Source organism: Kitasatospora sp. NPDC101801 (assembly GCF_044766665.1).
Lineage (GTDB): Bacteria > Actinomycetota > Actinomycetes > Streptomycetales > Streptomycetaceae > Kitasatospora.
This window is the reverse complement of record NZ_JBIWML010000001.1, coordinates 716,175-733,774: the sequence shown is the minus strand read 5'-3', so window position 1 is coordinate 733,774 and position 17,600 is coordinate 716,175. Positions and strand designations below refer to the sequence as shown.

General features: G+C 74.5%; 12 protein-coding genes. 6 read left to right on the top strand and 6 right to left on the bottom strand.

The window, feature by feature from the left end:
* The first annotated feature begins 1 nt into the window (after position 1).
* A complete protein-coding gene (locus tag ACIRPK_RS03195) occupies positions 2-1,024 on the top strand; it encodes a glycosyltransferase family 2 protein (RefSeq protein WP_403032139.1) in 1,023 nt (340 codons plus the stop codon).
* Positions 1,021-1,833: a polysaccharide deacetylase family protein gene (locus tag ACIRPK_RS03190; RefSeq protein ID WP_403032137.1), complete on the top strand. Its 813-nt coding sequence runs from the start codon at positions 1,021-1,023 to the stop codon at positions 1,831-1,833. The genes ACIRPK_RS03195 and ACIRPK_RS03190 overlap by 4 nt, the downstream gene beginning before the upstream one ends.
* 40 nt (positions 1,834-1,873) lie before the next feature.
* On the opposite strand, the gene ACIRPK_RS03185 is transcribed toward ACIRPK_RS03190, so the two are convergent.
* Genes ACIRPK_RS03185 through ACIRPK_RS03175 form a run of 3 tightly spaced genes read right to left on the bottom strand, consistent with a single transcriptional unit; the run spans position 1,874 to position 6,135 of the window.
* Positions 1,874-3,076, bottom strand: coding sequence for a family 16 glycosylhydrolase (locus tag ACIRPK_RS03185; protein ID WP_403032134.1), 1,203 nt, complete (start codon positions 3,074-3,076; stop codon positions 1,874-1,876).
* Positions 3,077-3,089: 13 nt separating this feature from the next.
* Positions 3,090-4,883, bottom strand: coding sequence for a glycosyltransferase (locus ACIRPK_RS03180; protein ID WP_403032132.1), 1,794 nt, complete (start codon positions 4,881-4,883; stop codon positions 3,090-3,092).
* A 34-nt stretch (positions 4,884-4,917) separates the two neighbouring features.
* On the bottom strand, positions 4,918-6,135 hold the full coding sequence (locus ACIRPK_RS03175; protein WP_403032130.1) for an FAD-dependent oxidoreductase: 1,218 nt from the start codon (positions 6,133-6,135) through the stop codon (positions 4,918-4,920).
* 272 nt (positions 6,136-6,407) lie between these two features.
* Between ACIRPK_RS03175 and ACIRPK_RS03170 the strand changes: the two genes are divergently transcribed.
* Positions 6,408-7,628: an ATP-grasp domain-containing protein gene (locus ACIRPK_RS03170; RefSeq protein WP_403032128.1), complete on the top strand. Its 1,221-nt coding sequence runs from the start codon at positions 6,408-6,410 to the stop codon at positions 7,626-7,628.
* Positions 7,629-7,637: 9 nt separating this feature from the next.
* On the opposite strand, the gene ribA is transcribed toward ACIRPK_RS03170, so the two are convergent.
* Positions 7,638-8,267, bottom strand: coding sequence for a GTP cyclohydrolase II (gene ribA, locus ACIRPK_RS03165; RefSeq protein ID WP_403032125.1), 630 nt, complete (start codon positions 8,265-8,267; stop codon positions 7,638-7,640).
* A gap of 160 nt (positions 8,268-8,427) precedes the next feature.
* Between ribA and ACIRPK_RS03160 the strand changes: the two genes are divergently transcribed.
* Together ACIRPK_RS03160 and ACIRPK_RS03155 are read left to right on the top strand one after the other, a co-directional pair.
* Positions 8,428-9,336, top strand: a complete 909-nt coding sequence (locus tag ACIRPK_RS03160; RefSeq protein WP_403032122.1) for an NADP-dependent oxidoreductase — start codon at positions 8,428-8,430, stop codon at positions 9,334-9,336.
* A 13-nt stretch (positions 9,337-9,349) separates the two neighbouring features.
* Complete coding sequence (locus tag ACIRPK_RS03155; protein ID WP_403032119.1) at positions 9,350-10,114, top strand: VOC family protein; 765 nt, start codon at positions 9,350-9,352, stop codon at positions 10,112-10,114.
* Here ACIRPK_RS03155 and lnt read toward each other — a convergent pair.
* The gene (gene lnt / locus ACIRPK_RS03150) at positions 10,090-11,631 is read right to left on the bottom strand and encodes an apolipoprotein N-acyltransferase (RefSeq protein ID WP_403032117.1); all 1,542 of its coding nucleotides are present in this window, start codon (positions 11,629-11,631) and stop codon (positions 10,090-10,092) included. The genes ACIRPK_RS03155 and lnt overlap by 25 nt on opposite strands.
* Positions 11,632-11,895: 264 nt before the next feature.
* Here lnt and ACIRPK_RS03145 point away from each other — a divergent pair, with 264 nt between their 5' ends.
* Positions 11,896-13,239 carry a glycoside hydrolase family 18 protein gene (locus ACIRPK_RS03145; protein ID WP_403032115.1) on the top strand — a complete coding sequence of 448 codons (1,344 nt, stop codon included), beginning with the start codon at positions 11,896-11,898 and terminating at the stop codon, positions 13,237-13,239.
* Positions 13,240-13,884: 645 nt separating this feature from the next.
* On the opposite strand, the gene cobN is transcribed toward ACIRPK_RS03145, so the two are convergent.
* The gene (gene cobN, locus ACIRPK_RS03140) at positions 13,885-17,496 is read right to left on the bottom strand and encodes a cobaltochelatase subunit CobN (protein ID WP_403032112.1); all 3,612 of its coding nucleotides are present in this window, start codon (positions 17,494-17,496) and stop codon (positions 13,885-13,887) included.
* Positions 17,497-17,600: the final 104 nt, after the last annotated feature.

Sequence of the window (17,600 nt, the reverse complement as noted above, 5' to 3'; positions counted from 1 at the left end):
GATGACCGACCGACTCGACCCGGTCCGCCCGGGGGCCGGAACGCAGCTGACGGGGCATCGGCTCACCCTGAGCGTGGTGGTCTGCTCGTACACGATGGCCCGCTGGCCCGACCTGGTCGCCGCCGTCGGCTCGCTGCAGAGCCAGCACACTCCCGCCGACGAGCTGCTGCTGGTGGTCGACCACTGCCCCGAACTGGCCGTCCGCGCGGCCGGGGTGCTGGCCGGCGTACGGGTGGTGGCGAACCGGGAGCAGGCCGGCCTCTCCGGCGCCCGGAACACCGGGGTGGCGCTGGCCAGGGGCGACGTGGTCGCCTTCCTGGACGACGACGCCACCGCCGACCCGGACTGGACCGAGCGGCTGCTCGCCGGGTACCTGGACCCCCGGGTGCTGGGCGTCGGCGGCCTGGTCCGGCCGCGCTGGGAGACCGGCCGGCCGGCCTGGTTCCCGCCCGAGTTCGACTGGGTGGTCGGCTGCTCCTACCGGGGCATGCCCGAACAGGCCGCCCGGGTGCGGAACTTCATCGGCGCCAACATGTCCTTCCGGCGGGCCGAACTGGTGGCGGCCGGCGGTTTCCGCCCCGACCTCGGCCGGATCGGCAACCGGCCGCTCGGCTGCGAGGAGACCGAGCTGTGCATCCGGCTGGCGGCCGGCCGGCCGGAGGCCGAACTGCGCTACGAACCGGCCGCCGGGGTCAGCCACCGGGTCCCCGAGGGGCGGACCAACTGGACCTACTTCCGGGCCCGTTGCTACGCCGAGGGCCTCTCCAAGGCGGTGGTGGCCCGGCACACCGGCAAGGGCCCGGCGCTGGCCAGCGAACGCCGCTACCTGCGCAGCACGGTGCCGCGCGGGATGGCCAGGGCGGTCCGCCCCGGCGGCGGCGGCCCGCGCGAACTCGCGGCCCTCGCCCTGGGCGTGGCCGCCACGTTGACCGGCTACGCCAACGGCCGGTTCGGCCGGGCCGGCCCGCTGGGCCGGCTGGTCGGCCCGGCGCGCCGGGCCGAGGACCCGGAGGGTGCACCATGACCGTCGTCCCGGTGTTCCTGTACCACTCGGTGTCGGACGACCCGCCGCCCTGGATCGCACCGTTCACCGTCACCCCGCGCACCTTCGCCGAGCAGCTGGACCGGATCGCCGACGCCGGCCGCACCGTCGTCCCGCTGCACCGCCTGGTGGCGGCGCTCCGCGGCGGCCCGGCGCTGCCCGCCGACGCGGCGGTGCTCACCTTCGACGACGGCTTCGCCGACTTCTACTGGACGGTCGCCCAGCTGCTGACCGAACGCGGCCTGCCCGCCACGCTGTTCGTCACCACCGGCGCGATCCACCCGCCGGGCGGGGTGGCGGCCGGCAGCCTGCTGCCGCCGGCCCCGATGCTGAGCTGGCGTCAGCTGACCACGCTGGACGCCTGCGGCGTGGAGATCGGCGCGCACACCCGGACCCACCCGCAGCTGGACACCCTGCCGGGCCGCCTGCTGGCGAGCGAGATCGTCGGCTGCCGGCAGGAGCTGGAGGACGTGCTCGGCCACCCGGTGACCTCCTTCGCCTACCCGCACGGCTACTCCAGCGCCGTCGTCCGCCGGCAGGTCTCGGCGGCCGGGTTCAGCTCCGCGAGCGCGGTGCTGAACGCCGTCAGCTCGGGCAACGACGACCCGCTGCGGATCGCCCGGCTGATGGTCCGGGCCGACACCCCGGCCGAGCGGTTCCGGAGCTGGACGCACGGCGAGGGCGCCCCGGTGGCACCGCTCAGGGAGCAGCTGCGGACCAAGGGCTGGCGGCTCTACCGCCGGGCCAGGGCCGCCGTGGGCAGCCCGGTCGGCGGCCCGCCGGAGATCTGAGACCCGGAGATCCGCCGCCGGATCGGTGGGCCGGTCGGTGTCAGTGCTGCCAGACCCGGACCCAGTCCACCTGCAGCCGGGCGGTGTCCACGCCGTCCGGCGGCGCCTTAGGGTAGCCGACCGCCAGGTTGAGCAGCACCTCCATCGGCTGGTCCGGAATCCTGGTCGGGTCGGTCTCCCGGTGCCGGGCCACCCCGTCGACGTACCAGGTGAGCGAGTCGCGCTCCCAGGCCAGTGCGAAGACGTGGAAGCCGGCCGGGTAGTCGGCCGGGCCGACGTACGCCGCGTCGTGCCGGTCGGAGCCGTCCGGGCCCGGCCAGTGCACGGTGAGCTGGGCGGTGGTGGCGCTGGTGTCGCCGAGGAACTCGACCACGTCCAGCTCGGGCGGGGTGGTGCGGTTGGCGGGCATCAGCCAGAAGGCCGGGAACATGCCCGACTCGGCCGGGATCCGGATCGAGGCGGCGAAGTAGCCCCGGGTGAAGGTGAACCGGGGCTGGGCGTCCCAGCCGTCCCGGCCGGTGCCGACCATGCCCGAGGTCCACGGGTAGCGCCGGTCGTCGCTGCCGTCGGTGCCGCGCCGGTCGGCGGTCAGGGTGAGCAGGCCGCGGCCGACCGAGACCTGGGACGGCAGGTACCACTCCAGCTCCCGGTTGCCCCGGTTGGTGCAGCCCCGGTCGTTCCAGTCGTAGCAGGTGGCCCACTGGCTGCGGTCCAGCCGGGCGCCGTCGAACTCGTCCTGGAAGACCAGCTGCCAGGGCCCGGGGGCGGCCGGTGAGGCGCCGTCGGCCGGGCCGCTGGCGTTGGACGGCGCGCCCGGGGTGTTCCACACCTCCTGGCCGGTGCCGCTGCCCCCGTTGCAGGCGGTGACCAGCAGCAGCGCGGCCAGCGCCACCCGGCCGAACGGCGGCCGGGCCAGCACCGCCGAGGTGGTCAGCACGGCGAGCAGCAGCACGGCCCTGGCCGGGGTGAACCAGTCGCCCAGGAAGAGCGCGACCGCCAGCAGCGTCTCGACCGCGAGGCTGAGCGCGACCGCCAGGACCACCGTGGTCAGGGTGCGCCGCCCGGCCCGGGGCGGCCTGCTCAGCGCCAGGCCGGGCCCGACCAGCAGGTAGGCGAGGGTGACGGGCAGTCGGACCGGCGCGGGGAGGGCCAGCGCGCCCAGCGCGACCCAGCCGGAGGCGGCGAGCAGCAGCGGGACCGTCAGCTTCGAGCGCCGCACCCGCCGGAAGACCCGTGATGCCATCGGTGACGCCTCCTCAGGCCGCGTTCGGGACGAAGCGGTAGACCACCGCGTCGTCGTTGCGGTACACCACGGTGAACCGGGGCGCGCCGTCCACCGCGGTGCCGAGCCGGGCCACCGTGTCGGCCGGCAGGACGCCGGTCAGATAGCACTCGGCGGCCTGGCCCCGGTTCAGGATCAGGTACGCGGGGGTGCCGGCCTCGGCGAACGAGGTGGCCCTGATCAGCCCGGCGAGTGGGTCGGCGAGCAGCAGCTGCTGGGTCTCCCGGCTCTCCTGGGTGAGCTGGATGCGCGGGTGCAGGTCGTACTCGGCGACGCCGCCCGGCACGTCGCCGGTGACCGAGACGATCACCGCGCCGGGCGGGGCGAGCGCGATCATCCGCCGGGCGGCGGTGACCTCGCCCGGGGCGAAGTAGTTCATGTTCTCCTTGCTGTAGTAGCCGAAGAACAGGCCGCCCAGCAGGGCCAGCGTCACCACCACCGAGGTGACCGAGCGCACGGCGGGCGGCCGCCCGGGGCGCAGCAGCGCGGCGACCAGGAAGGCGCTGGCGGGCAGCGCGAACAGGTAGACCCGGAAGATCATCTCGCCGCCGTAGCTGTTCGCGGCGAGCAGCGGCAGCGGTGCCACCGCGAGCAGCGGCAGCCCGGTCCGGCGCACCCAGGGCTGCCGCCAGACCGCCGCCGCCGCGAGCAGGACCACCGCCGCCGACATCCCCCGGTCCACCCAGGCCACCACCACCTGGCCGGGCGCGGCGGCGCCGAGGCCGGCCAGCCCGGAGACGACGTTGCCCTCCGGGGAGGTCAGCCCGGCCGCGAAGTCCGACAGGTTGGCCGCCAGGAAGGGCCGGGCCACGGTGGAGTACCAGACGCCGGTGAGCACCAGCAGCCCGGCCAGCGCGGGCAGCACCGCCCGCCGGTTGCGCCGGGGCAGCGCGAGCGCGGTCAGCGAGCAGAGCAGCATCAGCGGGGTGAGCTGGTGCGAGACCACGATCGCGGCCTCCAGCAGCAGCACCACCAGCAGCCGGCCGAGGCCGGGCGCGGCCCGGGCCGGGGTGAGCGAGGGCCGGGCGCCGCCGCCCGGCCCGGTCCCGCCGTTCGGCAGCTGTCCGGCCACCAGCGCCAGCACCGTGACGTACAGCAGGAAGGCGAACGCCTGCGGGGCGAAGTAGTCCTGGCCGACCCAGGCGCAGCAGTAGTAGACCCAGAGCGCGCCCCAGACCAGCCGCCGGTCGGTGGTGAAGGTCCGGTAGAGCAGCAGCAGCGGTGCGATCAGCAGGGCGTTGGTGGCGGCCGGGGCCCAGGCGGCGTACCCGAGGGCCGACTCCGTGCCGGTGACCCGCAGGAACAGCCCGTTCAGCACGAAGAAGCCGGGCCACTGGTTGTAGATGTCGAAGCCGCCGGGGCGCGGCACCGCGCCGTCGTTGCGGATCATCGCGTCCAGCACCGCGATGTGTTTCCAGGCCCAGGAGTACCGCAGGGTCGGGTAGAGCAGGCTCGGGGTGGCGTGGATCATCCCGATCAGGCCGAGCAGATACGCCGTCAGCCACCCGGTGCGGACCCGGGGGTCACGCAGCGCCAGCCAGAAGCCGAGGGTCAGCAGCACCACCGCGATCCAGTACAGCGGCGGCAGCACCTGGAGCAGCCCCAGGTCGTTCATCGCGGCCAGGTCGACCGAGCGCAGCGAGAGCAGCCAGAGCAGCAGCGCGACCGGCAGCACCAGGTACGGCGCCGGCACCCTGGCCCGTCGGCCGGCCGCCGGTCGGCCGGCGGCGTCCTCCCCGGTGTCGGCGCCGGACGCGGTGGCTAGCACGGGGGTGCCCCGGGCCGGCCGGGTGGTGACGGGCTCACCGGACGGCCCCGGCGACGGTGGCGCAGATCCGCTGGGCGGCGAAACCGGTGCCGCAGACGAACCGCATCAGCGGCCCGAAGGTGGCCGCCGACGCCAGCCCGGTGAAGTACAGGCCGGGCACCGAGGACTGGAAGGTCTGGTCCAGCCGGGGCGCGCCCTCGATCCGGCGCAGCCCGCGCCGGAGTTCGGGCCCGAGCAGGCCGAGCCGGTCGACGTCCACCCGGTAGCCGGTGGCGGCCAGCACGTGGTCGGCGTCCAGCAGCTCGGTGCCGCCGCCCGGCCGGTGCAGGGCCAGTCTGACCCGCCCGGCGGACTCCTGGGCGGAGCCCAGCCGGTGGCCGGTGAGCACCGGCACCCGGCCCTCCACCCGGTCCCGCAGCCACCAGGCGCCGGACGGCCCGAGCACGGTGCGGACGAAGTGCAGCCTGGTCCGGTCCGGCAGGTGCCGGAAGGCCCCGGGCACCCGGCTGAACGCGAACAGCGACCAACCGGGCCCGAGCGGCGAACCCGGTTTGGTCACCCGGACGGTCAGCGCGCGGTCGGTGCTGCGGTCGGTCTCCGGCGGGGTGCCGAACAGCACCGTGTCCGTCCGGGCCACCACGGTCGGCTCGGCCCCGGCCTCGTGCAGCAGCGCCGCGCTCTCCAGGGCGGACTGCCCGGCGCCCAGCACCGCCACCCGCCGCCCGGCGAACCGGGTCAGGTCCTGGTGCTCCGAGGAGTGCGAGGCCAGGCCCGCCTCGGCCAGCGGCGCCAACTCCCGGGGCAGGTACGGGTACGCGCCCAGGCCGGTGGCCAGCACCACCTGACGGCTGGTGAACTCCTCGCCGTCCGCCAGCGCGATCCGGAAGGCGGTCCGCCCGGCGTCGATCCGGCGCACCGTGGTGCGCTCCAGCGCGGGCACGCAACGCTCCTGGAACCAGAGGCCGTAGCGGATGAACTCGTCGATCGGGACCGGGTAGAGGTCGCCACCGGTGACCCGGCCGTCGGCGGTCCGGAAGTCGTCCAGCCGGTGCACCCCGGCCGGGTCGGAGATGGAGGAGGCCGAGGGAGTGGACTTGAGGTACATCCCGGCGGGCATCCGGTCCCGCCAGCTCTCCATCGGCTCACCGAACACCCGGAGCGGCACCCGGCTGCCGCGCAGGTGGGCGGCAGTGGCGAGCCCGTACGGGCCGGCTCCGATCACGGTCACCGGCACCGCTTCGGCGGTGGTCACGACGACCACCGCGATCCGGTCCGACCGGCGGTCAACAGACGGTTGGTCAACATTCGGCGCCCTCCTCGAACGGAGCACCCCTCCGTCCAGGGTGCACCCGGGGAGCCGACCGGGAACACCCCCATTCGGGTCACGGCCGGTGTCGCTGCGTACTCGTGCGCTCCTGCACTGGCCCGACCGGCCCCGGTGGCGCGAGAATTATCCTCACCGGCACGGCAGGGGGAGGGGGCATCGCCCGTCCGGCGCCGGACAGCACCAGCGATGAGGCCGACATGCCGCAAGCCCGGATCGAGCCGGACCGCGCGACCCCCGCCCTGCTGGTGAAGATCGGGCACTACCCGCAGCACCACGGCGGGGTCGGGGTGATCCGTACCCTCGGCCGGCTGGGTGTCCCGGTCTACGCCATGGTGGAGGACCGCTGGACCCCGGCCGCGCTCTGCCGTTACCTCACCGGTGCCTTCGTCCGCCGCACCGACGGTTCGGAGGAACCGGCCGCGCTGCTGGCCGCGCTGCTCGAGATCGGCGCCGCGATCGGCCGTCCGAGCGTGCCGGTGGCCACCGACGACGAGGCGGCCGTGCTGCTGGCCGAGCACGCCGGGGAACTCTCCCGGTACTTCCTGCTGCCGCCGGTGCCGCCCACGCTGCCCAGGCTGCTGGCCAGCAAGGCCGGGCTGTTCGAGGTCTGCCGCCGGTACGGCGTGCCGAGCCCGGCGGCCTGGGCGCCGCAGGGGTACCAGGAACTGCTGGCGGTGGGCCGGGAGCACGGCTACCCGCTGGTGCTGAAGAACCTGGAGGCGTGGACCAGACTGCGGGCCCCCGCCGTCCGGCACACCACGGTGGTGCACGACGAGGCCGAGCTGAAGGCCGCCTGCCCGTCGGAGCCGGTGCCCTCGGTGCTGGTCCAGGAGTACCTGCCGCCGGGGCAGGCGGAGGACTGGATCACCCACCTGTACTGCGGTCCGGACGGTGCCCCGCCGCTGGTCTTCACCGGCCGCAAGCTCCGCTCCTGGCCCCCCGGCGCCGGGGTGACCACCCGGGCGCAGTCGCTGCCCAACCCCGAACTCGCCGATCTGGCGGCCGGGTTCTGCGGCCGGATCGGCTACCACGGCGTGGCCGACCTGGACTGGCGGCTGGACCGGCGGGACGGGCAGTACAAGCTGGTCGACTTCAACCCGCGCACCGGGGCGCAGTTCCGGCTGTTCCAGAACACCGCCGGGGTGGACGTGGTGCGGGCCCTGCACCTGGGGCTGACGGGCCGTCGGATCCCGGCCGGCCCCCAGCTGGTCCGCAGCTTCGGGGTCGGTCAGCTCGACCTGCCGTCCGCCGTGGTGACCGCCTGGCGGGAGCGCCGGCCGCCGGTGGACGTGCTGCCCAGGGCGGCCACCGAACGGGGCTGGCTCTGCCGGGACGACCCGCTGCCCGCGCTCGGCGAGGCGGTCCGGTTCACCGGCACGGTGGCGGAGCGGCTGCGCCGGGCGGCGCGCCGGCCCTGACGGGGCGGCTCAGCCGACCAGCTCGGTCAGCGCGATGGCGTGGTTGGTGTGCTCGACCTTGGCCCGGAGGTACCGGACGTTGCTGGCCGAGACGTGCACGCCGGTGGGGACCCGCTCGGTCACCTCGATGCCCAGCCCGGCCAGTTGGCCGGCCTTGTCGGGGTTGTTGCTGAGCAGCCGGACGCCGGTGACGCCGAGGGTGCGCAGCATCTGGGCGGCGGCGGTGTAGTCGCGGCCGTCCTCGGGGAGGCCGAGCGCGGTGTTGGCCGCGTAGGTGTCGAGGCCCTGGTCCTGCAGCTGGTAGGCGTCGAGCTTGTTGTAGAGGCCGATGCCCCGGCCCTCCTGGCGGAGGTAGAGCAGGTAGCCGCCGGTCTCGGCGATCCGCTCGACCGCCTCGCGCAGCTGCGGGCCGCAGTCGCAGCGGGCCGAGCCGAACACGTCGCCGGTCAGGCACTCGGAGTGCAGCCGGACCAGCGGCGCGCCGGGGCCCGGCTCGCCGAGCCGGAGGGCCAGGTGCTCGGCGCCGTCGGTCAGGCCGTGGAAGGTAAAGACCTCGGCGGTGACCCGGTAGCCGTCCGGGAACACCAGCGGGATCTGGACGTTGGAACGTACCGTCGCGGTGCTCAGCTGATCCGTCATGCCGGACCTCCTTCGGGCTGTTTCGAACGACCGTACACTGTTGTTCCAATTTGAACAACATCCTTCCGGGCTGTCCCGTTCGGCTCAGCATCCCCCTCCGCCCCGGGCCCGCCGCCCGCAAGCTGGTGGAGGCGGACGAGCTCCCGAGCGAAGGAAGAACATGTCCAAGGCATTCGGATTCGTGGCGTACGGCGGGCCGGAGCGACAGGAGTTCCTGGACCGGCCGGTACCGGTGCCCGGGCCGGGGCAGCTGTTGATCGCGGTGCACGCGGCCGGGGTCAACCCGGCGGACTGGAAGGTCCGGCAGGGGCTGTTCGGCACCGCGCAGCCGACGCCCCGGGTGCTCGGCCTGGAGGCGGCCGGGGTGGTCCAGGTGCTCGGCGAGGGGGTGACCGGCCTGGTGGTCGGCGACCCGGTGTTCGGGCCCACCCCCGGCGGGGCGTTCGCCGAGCACACGCTGCTGGAGTCGGACAACGCCGCCCAGGTGCCCGACGACGTGTCCTTCGCCCAGGCGGCCACCCTGCCGGTGGCCGCCGCCACGGCCTACGACGCGGTCGAGCAGCTGGCCCTGACGCCCGGTCAGGTGCTGCTGGTGCTCGGCGTCGCGGGCGGGGTCGGCAGCGCGGCCGCGCAGATCGCGGTGGCCCGGGGCGTCAAGGTGCTCGGCACCGCGAGCGACCAGAGCCGGGAGTACGTGGCGAGCCTGGGCGCGGCCCAGATCGCGTACGGCGAGGGGGTGGCCGGGCGGGTGAAGGCCGCCGCGCCCGGTGGGGTGGACGGCATCCTGGACCTGATCGGCGGCGACGACGTCCGGTCCGCCGCAGCGGCGCTGCGCCCCGGCGGCCGGCTGGTCTCCACCGTCGACCCGGTCGCCGCCGTCGAGCTGGGCGGCGCGTTCGTGAAGCGGCGGAACAGCGGCGAGGTACTCACCGCACTGGCGGCGCTGGTCGCCAACGGCGGCCTGGACCCGCACATCTCGGAGACCTTCACGCTGGACCGCGCGGCCGAGGCGATGGCCGCGGTCGAGTCCGGCCACGCGCGCGGCAAGTGCGTCGTCGAGATCCGCTGAGAGGGCGCACCCGATGAGGATCACCGAGAGCCGGCCGGGCGCGCCCTGCTGGGTCGAGCAGGGCAGCGCCGACCCGCAGGCCGCACGGGCCTTCTACGGCGAGCTGTTCGGCTGGCGGCCGGAGACCGACCCGGAGCCGGAGGACGCCGGCTACAGCGTGATGCTGCTCGGGGAGGACCCGGTGGCCGCGATCACCCCGCTGCCCGCCCCCGGCCGGCCCGCCGTCTGGACGGTCTCGCTCACCAGCGCCGACGTGGACGCCACCGCGGCAGCCGCCACGGCGGCCGGCGGCCGGGTGCTGACGGGGCCGGCCGAGGCCCTCGACCTGGGCCGGTACGCGGTGCTGGCCGATCCGGCGGGTGCGGTCTTCTCGGTCTGGCAGGCCCGCGCCTTCCGGGGCGCGGCGGTGCTGGCGGAACCGGGGTCGCTGGGCTGGATCGAGCTGGCCACCCGGGACGTGCCCGGCGCACTGGCCTTCTACCCGGCGCTGTTCGGATGGAGCGTCAGCCCCGCCGAGTCGTACACCCAGTGGGGCCTGGACGGCCGGGACTTCGGCGGGGTGCTGGACATGGGCGAGCAGTTCCCGCCCGACCTGGCGCCGTACTGGATGCCGTACTTCACGGTCGCCGACGTGGACCTGTCGGCCGAGCGCGCGGTGGGCCTGGGCGCCGAGGCGGTGCTGCCGCCCACCGACGTGCCGGACGGGCCCCGGCTCGCGGTGCTCCGGGACCCGCTCGGCGCGGTGTTCGGGATCTACCTGGACGACACCTCGGGCTGACGCTCGGCCGGCCGCCGCTCCGGCGCCCGGCGGCGGCGCAGCTCACCGACGGCGGCGGCCAGCGTGACGGCCGCCGCCGTGTACGGGACCCAGTCGCCGAGCCGCAGGTACCAGGTCTCGGCGCCCGGCGCGGCCAGCGGCAGGGTGACGGTCAGCGCGCCGCTGTCGTCGGTGCCCAGCGCGGCCAGCCGACGGCCCTGCCGGTCGTACGCCACCGACTCGCCGGTCAGCGCCGCCTGCACCACCGGGCGGCCGGTCTCGGCGGCCCGCAGCGCACCCAGCGAGGCGTGCTGCTGCGGCGCCCAGGAGGACTGGAAGGTCGAGGTGGAGGACTGGAAGACCAGCATCCGGGCACCGTCGGCCGCCGCCACCCTGGACATGTCCGGGAAGGTCGACTCGAAGCAGACCAGGGCGCCGAACGGGAGCGGCCGGCCCGCCCGGTCGGTGCCGTGCAGCAGGTGGAAGGCGGCGCCGGGGGCCCGGTTCTCGCCCGCCGCCTTGCTCACCCCGGTCAGCCAGCCGAGCACCGGCCGGAGCGGGACGTACTCGCCGAACGGGACCAGCCGGATCTTCCGGTAGCGCTCCGCCACGCCGTCCGGGGTGACCAGCACGGCGTCCTTGGAGATCTTCCCGTCCGCCTTCCTGGCGTCCTCGCCGACCAGCAGCGGGGCACCGGTGGCGACGGCCAGCTGCCGCAGCCGGGCCAGCGTCGCGGGGGAGCGGTCCAGGTCCTCGGTGGTGCTGCTCTCGCCCCAGACCACCAGGTCGAGCGGCCGGCCGGCCAGTTCGGCGGTGATCCGCTCGCCGGTGGCCAGCCGCTCCTCAGGACCGGCGGTCTGGCCGGGCTGGACCAGTGCGACGGTCGCGGTGCCGCCCGGCGCGGGGGCGCGCTGGGCGGCGAACAGCAGCGGCCCGGCCAGCAGCGTCGCGGTCACCGCCGACACCGCCAGCAGCCGGACCGGGAGCCGACGTCCCGTCAGCAGGATCAGCACCCCCACGTTGGCGGCCACCACCGCCGCGCTCACCAGCCACGCCCCGCCCACCGAGGCCAGCCCGAGCACCGCCGGGTGCTGCCACTGACTCGCACCGAGCAGCGCCCACGGCCCGCCGAGCGCGTGCCAGGACCGGACGAACTCGGTGCTCACCCAGACCGACGGCACCACCAGCAGCGCGAGCGCCGCCCGTCCCGGGGTGACCGGTGGGTGCAGCAGCCGGTGCACGGCGAGCCCGACCGCGCCCTGGAGCGCCCCGAAGACCACCGCGAGCGCGAGCAGCCCCGGGCCGATCGACGGCACCAGCCAGTACATCGCGGTCAGGATGAACCCCGCCCCGAACCACCAGCCCCGGACCGCCGCCTCCCGCCCGGTCGCCGCCCGCCGCATCAGCTCCAGCCCGGGCACCAGCGCCACCCAGGCCAGCCACGCCAGACCGGCTGCCGGGAAGGTCAGCACGGGCAGCGCACCGGCCAACACCGAGGCGTACCGGGCGGGCTGGCGGAGCGAGGCAGGCGGTCTCATGCCCCCACGCTAGACCCGTCCCGCCGGAGTCGGCGGGACCACCGCGCCCCGGGCCGGGGGCCGACCGGGGGCGCCGATCCGACGGTGCCGGTTGCTGGTTCGTCAACTACCTTGTCCGGTCCAGGAGTCGGCGAGGGGCGGGTGGGCGTGTCAAGAGGCCGGGCCGGGAGTTCTGCATGGCGGACAACCGGTTGACGCCATTGGTTCAGACCAATACTTTCCCTGCAGCACAGCTCCGCACAGTTCTCACAGGAACGAGAGCCAATGCCTCACCGATCCATCACCAAGCTGACCGTCGGCGCCACCGCGGCAGCCCTCGGACTGCTCGTCTCGCTCGCCCCCGCCGCCAGCGCGTCCTCCTCCGGCGGCGGCGAGCACGGACCGTCCGGCCCGTACACCTACAAGCGGGTCGGCTACTTCACCCAGTGGGGCATCTACGGCCGCAACTACCAGGTCAAGGACCTGGCGACGAGCGGTACGGCGGGCAGGCTCACCCACATCAACTACGCCTTCGGCGCGATCGGCGCGGACGGCAAGTGCCTGGTGGGCAACGTGCCCGGCGCCGACCCGTGGGCCGACTACGTCCGCCCGGTGGACGCGGCCAACTCGGTGGACGGCACCGCCGACAGCGCCGAGCAGAAGCTGGCGGGCAACTTCAACCAGCTCCGTGAGCTGAAGGCGAAGAACCCCGGCCTCAAGGTCATGATCTCGCTGGGCGGTTGGAGCGGATCCGCGCACTTCTCCGACTCGGTGCGCACCGACGCCTCCCGCAAGGCGCTGGTCGCCTCCTGCCTCGACACCTACATCAAGGGCAACCTGCCCGTGGACGGCGCCCGCGGTGGCGTCGGCGCCGCGGCCGGCCTGTTCGACGGCATCGACCTCGACTGGGAGTGGCCCGGCTCCGAGGGCGCCCCCGGCAACGGCATCCGCCCCGAGGACAAGCAGAACTTCACCAAGCTGGTGCACGAGTTCCGGGTCCAGCTGGACGCGTACGGCAAGTCGCTGGCCAAGCGCAAGCACTTCGACCTGAGCGCGTACGCCCCCGCCAACCCGGCGAAGATCGACGCGGGCTTCGAGGTCGCCAAGATCACCCGGGACTTCGACTTCGTCAACCTGCAGGGCTACGACTTCCACGTCTCCGGCGAGAAGACCACCGCCCAGCAGTCCGCGCTGTTCGCCAAGAAGGGCGACTTCAGCGTCGACCAGACCGTCAACGACTGGCTGCGGCGCGGCGCCCCGGCCAAGAAGCTCGTGGTCGGCATGCCGTTCTACGGCCAGGGCTGGACCGGCGTCACCGGCGGCGGCAACGGCCTCGACCAGCCGGCCACCGCCCCCGCCCCCGCGACCTGGGTCGCGGGCACCGAGGACTACAAGGCCCTGAAGAAGCTCGCGGACTCCGGCACCTACCAGGTCCACCGGGGCATCGGCAGCGCCTGGCTGTTCGACGGCACCACGCTCTGGACGTACGACGACCCGACAGTGCTCCGCACCAAGGCGGCCTACGTCCAGCTGCGCGGCCTGGGCGGCGCCATGGTCTGGGCCCTGGACGGCGACACCCCGAACGGCGAACTCTACGCAGCCATCGACCAGGGTCTCAGTCACCGCTGACCCTTCGGGGAAAGCCTGGGCTCAGTCGTCCACGGTCAGGGCTTCGCTGTGGGCAGGTGCTCGGCCTGCTACGGAGTCAGGGGCTCGGGGCTGTGCTGTTGTGCGGCTCCGCCGCGTGGGCGACGCCTGCCTTTTTGGCAGGTGCTTCAGCTCTACGGTCAGGGGCTCGGGGCTGTGCTGTCGGCAGGTGCTCAGCCCGCTACGGAGTCAGGGGCTCGGGGAACTGCGACGCCGGCCTCGGTAAAGGTGATCGTCGCGTGGGTGGTCAGGCACTTTCGCAGTGACCCGAACGCCAGATCTCCTCGCAGTTCCCCGAGCCCCTGGGTAGTCGACGGCTGAGCGTCTGCCTATGGTGCAGCCCCGAGCCCCTGGGTAGTCGACGGCTGAGCGTCTGCCTATGGTGCAGCCTCGAGCCCCTGGGTGGTTGACGGCTGGGCGCCTGCCTATGGTGCAGCCTCGAGCCCCTGGGTGGTTGACGGCTGGGCGCCTGCCTATGGTGCAGCCCCGAGCCCCTGGGTAGTTGACCGTTGAGCGTCTGCCTACGGCGGAGCCCCGAGCCTCTGGGTGGTCGACGGCTGAGCAGCTGCCGGAAGTCGAGCGCCTGCCTGCGACCCTGTGAGTCGGGGTGCAGGCAGGCGCGTTGGCTCAGGCGTCGCCTTCGAGGTCGCCCTCGGTTTCGAGGAAGGCGGTTCGGAGGGCGTCGATCAGGGCCGGGTCGGGCTCGGCCCAGAGCCCGCGTTCGGCGGCCTCCAGCAGGCGTTCGCTGATGCCGTGCAGGGCCCAGGGGTTGGCGCCGCTGAGGAACTCGCGGTTGGTCGGGTCGAGCACGTACTCCTGGGTGAGCTTCTCGTACATCCAGTCGGCCACCACGCCGGTGGTGGCGTCGTAGCCGAACAGGTAGTCCACCGTGGCGGCCATCTCGAAGGCGCCCTTGTAGCCGTGCCGCCGCATCGCCTCGATCCAGCGCGGGTTGACCACCCGGGCGCGGAAGACCCGGGCCGCCTCCTCGGTGAGGGTGCGGGTGCGGACCGTCTCCGGCCGGGTCGAGTCGCCGATGTAGGCGGTCGGGGCCTTGCCGGTGAGGGCGCGCACGGTGGCCACCATGCCGCCGTGGTACTGGAAGTAGTCGTCCGAGTCGGCGATGTCGTGCTCGCGGGTGTCGGTGTTCTTGGCCGCGACGGTGATCCGCCTGTAGGCGGTCTCCATCTCCTCCCGCGCCGGGCGTCCGTTCAGCTCGCGGCCGTACGCGTAGCCGCCCCAGACCGTGTAGACCTCGGCCAGGTCGGCGTCGGTGCGCCAGTCCCGGCTGTCGATCAGCTGGAGCAGGCCCGCGCCGTAGGTGCCCGGGCGGGAGCCGAAGATCCGGGTGGTGGCCCGGCGTTCGTCGCCGTGCTCGGCCAGGTCGGCCTGGACGTGGGCCCGGACGAAGTTCTCGCCCTCGGCCTCCTCCTGGGCGGCCGCCAGCCGTACCGCGTCGTCCAGCAGCGCCACCACGTGCGGGAAGGCGTCCCGGAAGAAGCCGGAGATCCGCAGCGTGACGTCGATCCGGGGGCGGCCCAACTCGGCGAGCGGGACGGCCTCCAGGCCGGTGACCCGGCGGGAGGCGTCGTCCCAGACCGGCCGGACACCGAGCAGCGCGAACGCCTCGGCGATGTCGTCACCGGCGGTCCGCATCGCGCTGGTGCCCCAGAGCGAGAGACCGACCGAGGGCGGGAACTGGCCGTCGTTGTCGGCCTGGTAGCGGTCCACCAGGGACTGCGCCAGCGCCTGCCCGGTCTCCCAGGCGAGCTTGGAGGGGACGGCCTTCGGGTCGACCGAGTAGAAGTTGCGGCCGGTCGGCAGCACGTTCACCAGACCGCGCAGCGGCGAGCCGGACGGGCCGGCCGGGACGAAGCCGCCGCCCAACGCGTGCAGTACGGCGTCGAGTTCGTCGGTGGTGGCGGAGAGCCGGGGGACCACCTCGCGGGCCGCGAAGTCGAGCACCTCGCGCACCGCCTCGGGGTGCCCGGCCGCGACCTTCTCGACCGCCGACGGGGCCCAGTCCTCGGCCTCCATCGCCTCGACCAGCGCCCGGGCCTGCGCCTCGGCCGCGTCGGTGGCGCCCAGGGTGAGGGCCGCCTCGTCCAGGCCGAGTGCCTCGCGCAGGCCGGGCAGCGCGCTGACGCCGCCCCAGATCTGCCGGGCCCGCAGGATGGCCAGCACGATGTTGACCCGGTCCACCCCGGCCGGGGCCTGGCCGAGCACGTGCAGGCCGTCCCGGATCTGGGCGTCCTTGATCTCGCACAGCCAGCCGTCGACGTGCAGCAGGAAGTCGTCGAAGCCGTCGTCCTCGGGGCGCTCCGCCAGACCGAGGTCGTGATCCAGCTTGGCGGCCTGGATCAGGGTCCAGATCTGCGCCCGGATCGCGGGCAGCTTGGCCGGGTCCATCGCGGCGATGTTGGCGTGCTCGTCGAGCAGCTGCTCCAGTCGGGCGATGTCGCCGTACGACTCGGCCCGGGCCATTGGCGGCACCAGGTGGTCGACCAGGGTGGCGTGCGCCCGACGCTTGGCCTGGGTGCCCTCGCCCGGGTCGTTCACCAGGAAGGGGTAGACCAGCGGCAGGTCGCCGAGCACCGCGTCGGGGCCGCACTCGGCGGACAGTGCGGCGGTCTTGCCGGGCAGCCACTCCAGGTTGCCGTGCTTGCCGAGGTGGACCACCGCGTGCGCGCCGAAGCCGCCGTCGGACCGCGCCGCCTCGATCCAGCGGTACGCGGCCAGGTAGTGGTGCGAGGGCGGCAGGTCGGGGTCGTGGTAGATCGCCACCGGGTTCTCGCCGAAGCCGCGCGGCGGCTGGATCAGCACCAGCAGGTTGCCGGAGCGGATACCGGCCAGCACGATGTCGCCGTCCGGGTTCTGCGAGCGGTCCACGTACAGCTCGCCGGGGGCCGGCCCCCAGTGCTCCTCGACCCTGGCGCGCAGGCCGGCCGGGAGGTCGGCGTACCAGCGCCGGTAGTCGGCGGCCGGGATGCGGACCGGGTTGCGGGCGAGCTGGTCCTCCGTCAGCCAGTCCTGGTCGTAGCCGCCGGCCGCGATCAGCGCGTGGATCAGCGCGTCGCCCTCGTGGCCGTCCTCGGTGTCGAGGTCCAGGCCGGGCACGGCGGTGCCGATGTCCATCCCCTCGGCCCGCAGCCGGGCCAGCAGCCGCATCGCGGAGGCCGGGGTGTCCAGGCCGACCGCGTTGCCGACCCGGGCGTGCTTGGTCGGGTACGCGGACAGCACCAGCGCCAACCGCCGCTCGGCGGCCGCGACATGGCGCAGCCGGGCGTGCTTCACCGCGATGCCCGCGACCCGGGCGGAGCGCTCGGGGTCGGCGGCGTAGACCGTCAGGCCGTCCGCGTCCAGCTCCTTGAAGGAGAACGGGACGGTGATCAGCCGGCCGTCGAACTCCGGCACCGCGATCTGGGTGGCGGTGTCCAGCGGGGACAGGCCGTCGTCGCTGGCCTCCCACTGGGCGCGGGACCAGGTCAGGCAGAGCGCCTGCAGGATCGGGCGGTCCAGTGCGGCCAGCGCACCGGCGTCCCAGGCCTCCTCGTCGCCGCCGGCCTGGGCGTCGGCCGGGCGGGTGCCGCCCGCCGCCAGCACCGTGGTGACCAGCGCGTCGGCCTGGCCCAGCTCGGCCAGCAGCTCGGGCTCGGCGCCGCGCAGCGAGGCGCAGTAGAACGCCCGGGCCCGGGCGCCCTGGTCCTCGATCGCCCGGCAGAGCGTCTCGACGAAGGCGGTGTTGCCGCTCATGTGGTGGGCGCGGTAGTAGAGCACGGTGACCAGCGGGCCGTCGTGCTCGGCGGCCTGACGCTCCAGCGGACCCCAGGCGGGGGCGGAGGCGGGCGGCTCGAAGCCGTGGCCGGTGAGCAGCACGGTGTCGGAGAGGAAGGCACCGAGCTCGCCCAGGTTGGCCGGCCCGCCGTGCGCGAGGTAGGCGTGCGCCTCGGCAGCCAGGCCGGCCGGGACGGTGGAGAGCTCCATCAGCTGGGCGTCCGGGGCCTGCTCACCCGTCAGCACGATGACCGGGCGCGGCCCGGCGAGCAGCGCGTCCAGGCCCTCCTGCCAGGCGCGGCGGCCGCCGAGCAGCCGGACCACCACCAGATCGGTGCTCTCCAGCAGCGCGGGCAGGTCCTCGACGCCGAGCCTGGCCGGGTTGCCCAGGCGGTAGGGGACCGGGCCGGCCGAGGAGCGGGCGCTCAGCAGGTCGGTGTCGGAGGTGGAGAGGAGCAGGATCATGCGAGGGCCCTCCCGGCCGTGACGACGCCCCGGGACGGGCAGAGGACTCGCGAGGAACTGCGACAGCGCATGGTGAAGCCTTCCTCGAGGTCCGCGCCCCGGGC

Bases quoted from the DNA above. Each gene is read 5' to 3' on its own strand.
- cobN (WP_403032112.1), bottom strand. From the start codon at position 17,496: ATGATCCTGCTCCTCTCCACCTCCGACACCGACCTGCTGAGCGCCCGC.
- ACIRPK_RS03145 (WP_403032115.1), top strand. From the start codon at position 11,896: ATGCCTCACCGATCCATCACCAAGCTGACCGTCGGCGCCACCGCGGCA.
- ACIRPK_RS03155 (WP_403032119.1), top strand. From the start codon at position 9,350: ATGAGGATCACCGAGAGCCGGCCGGGCGCGCCCTGCTGGGTCGAGCAG.
- ribA (WP_403032125.1), bottom strand. From the start codon at position 8,267: ATGACGGATCAGCTGAGCACCGCGACGGTACGTTCCAACGTCCAGATC.
- lnt (WP_403032117.1), bottom strand. From the start codon at position 11,631: ATGAGACCGCCTGCCTCGCTCCGCCAGCCCGCCCGGTACGCCTCGGTG.
- ACIRPK_RS03160 (WP_403032122.1), top strand. From the start codon at position 8,428: ATGTCCAAGGCATTCGGATTCGTGGCGTACGGCGGGCCGGAGCGACAG.
- ACIRPK_RS03170 (WP_403032128.1), top strand. From the start codon at position 6,408: ATGCCGCAAGCCCGGATCGAGCCGGACCGCGCGACCCCCGCCCTGCTG.
- ACIRPK_RS03185 (WP_403032134.1), bottom strand. From the start codon at position 3,076: ATGGCATCACGGGTCTTCCGGCGGGTGCGGCGCTCGAAGCTGACGGTC.
- ACIRPK_RS03190 (WP_403032137.1), top strand. From the start codon at position 1,021: ATGACCGTCGTCCCGGTGTTCCTGTACCACTCGGTGTCGGACGACCCG.
- ACIRPK_RS03195 (WP_403032139.1), top strand. From the start codon at position 2: ATGACCGACCGACTCGACCCGGTCCGCCCGGGGGCCGGAACGCAGCTG.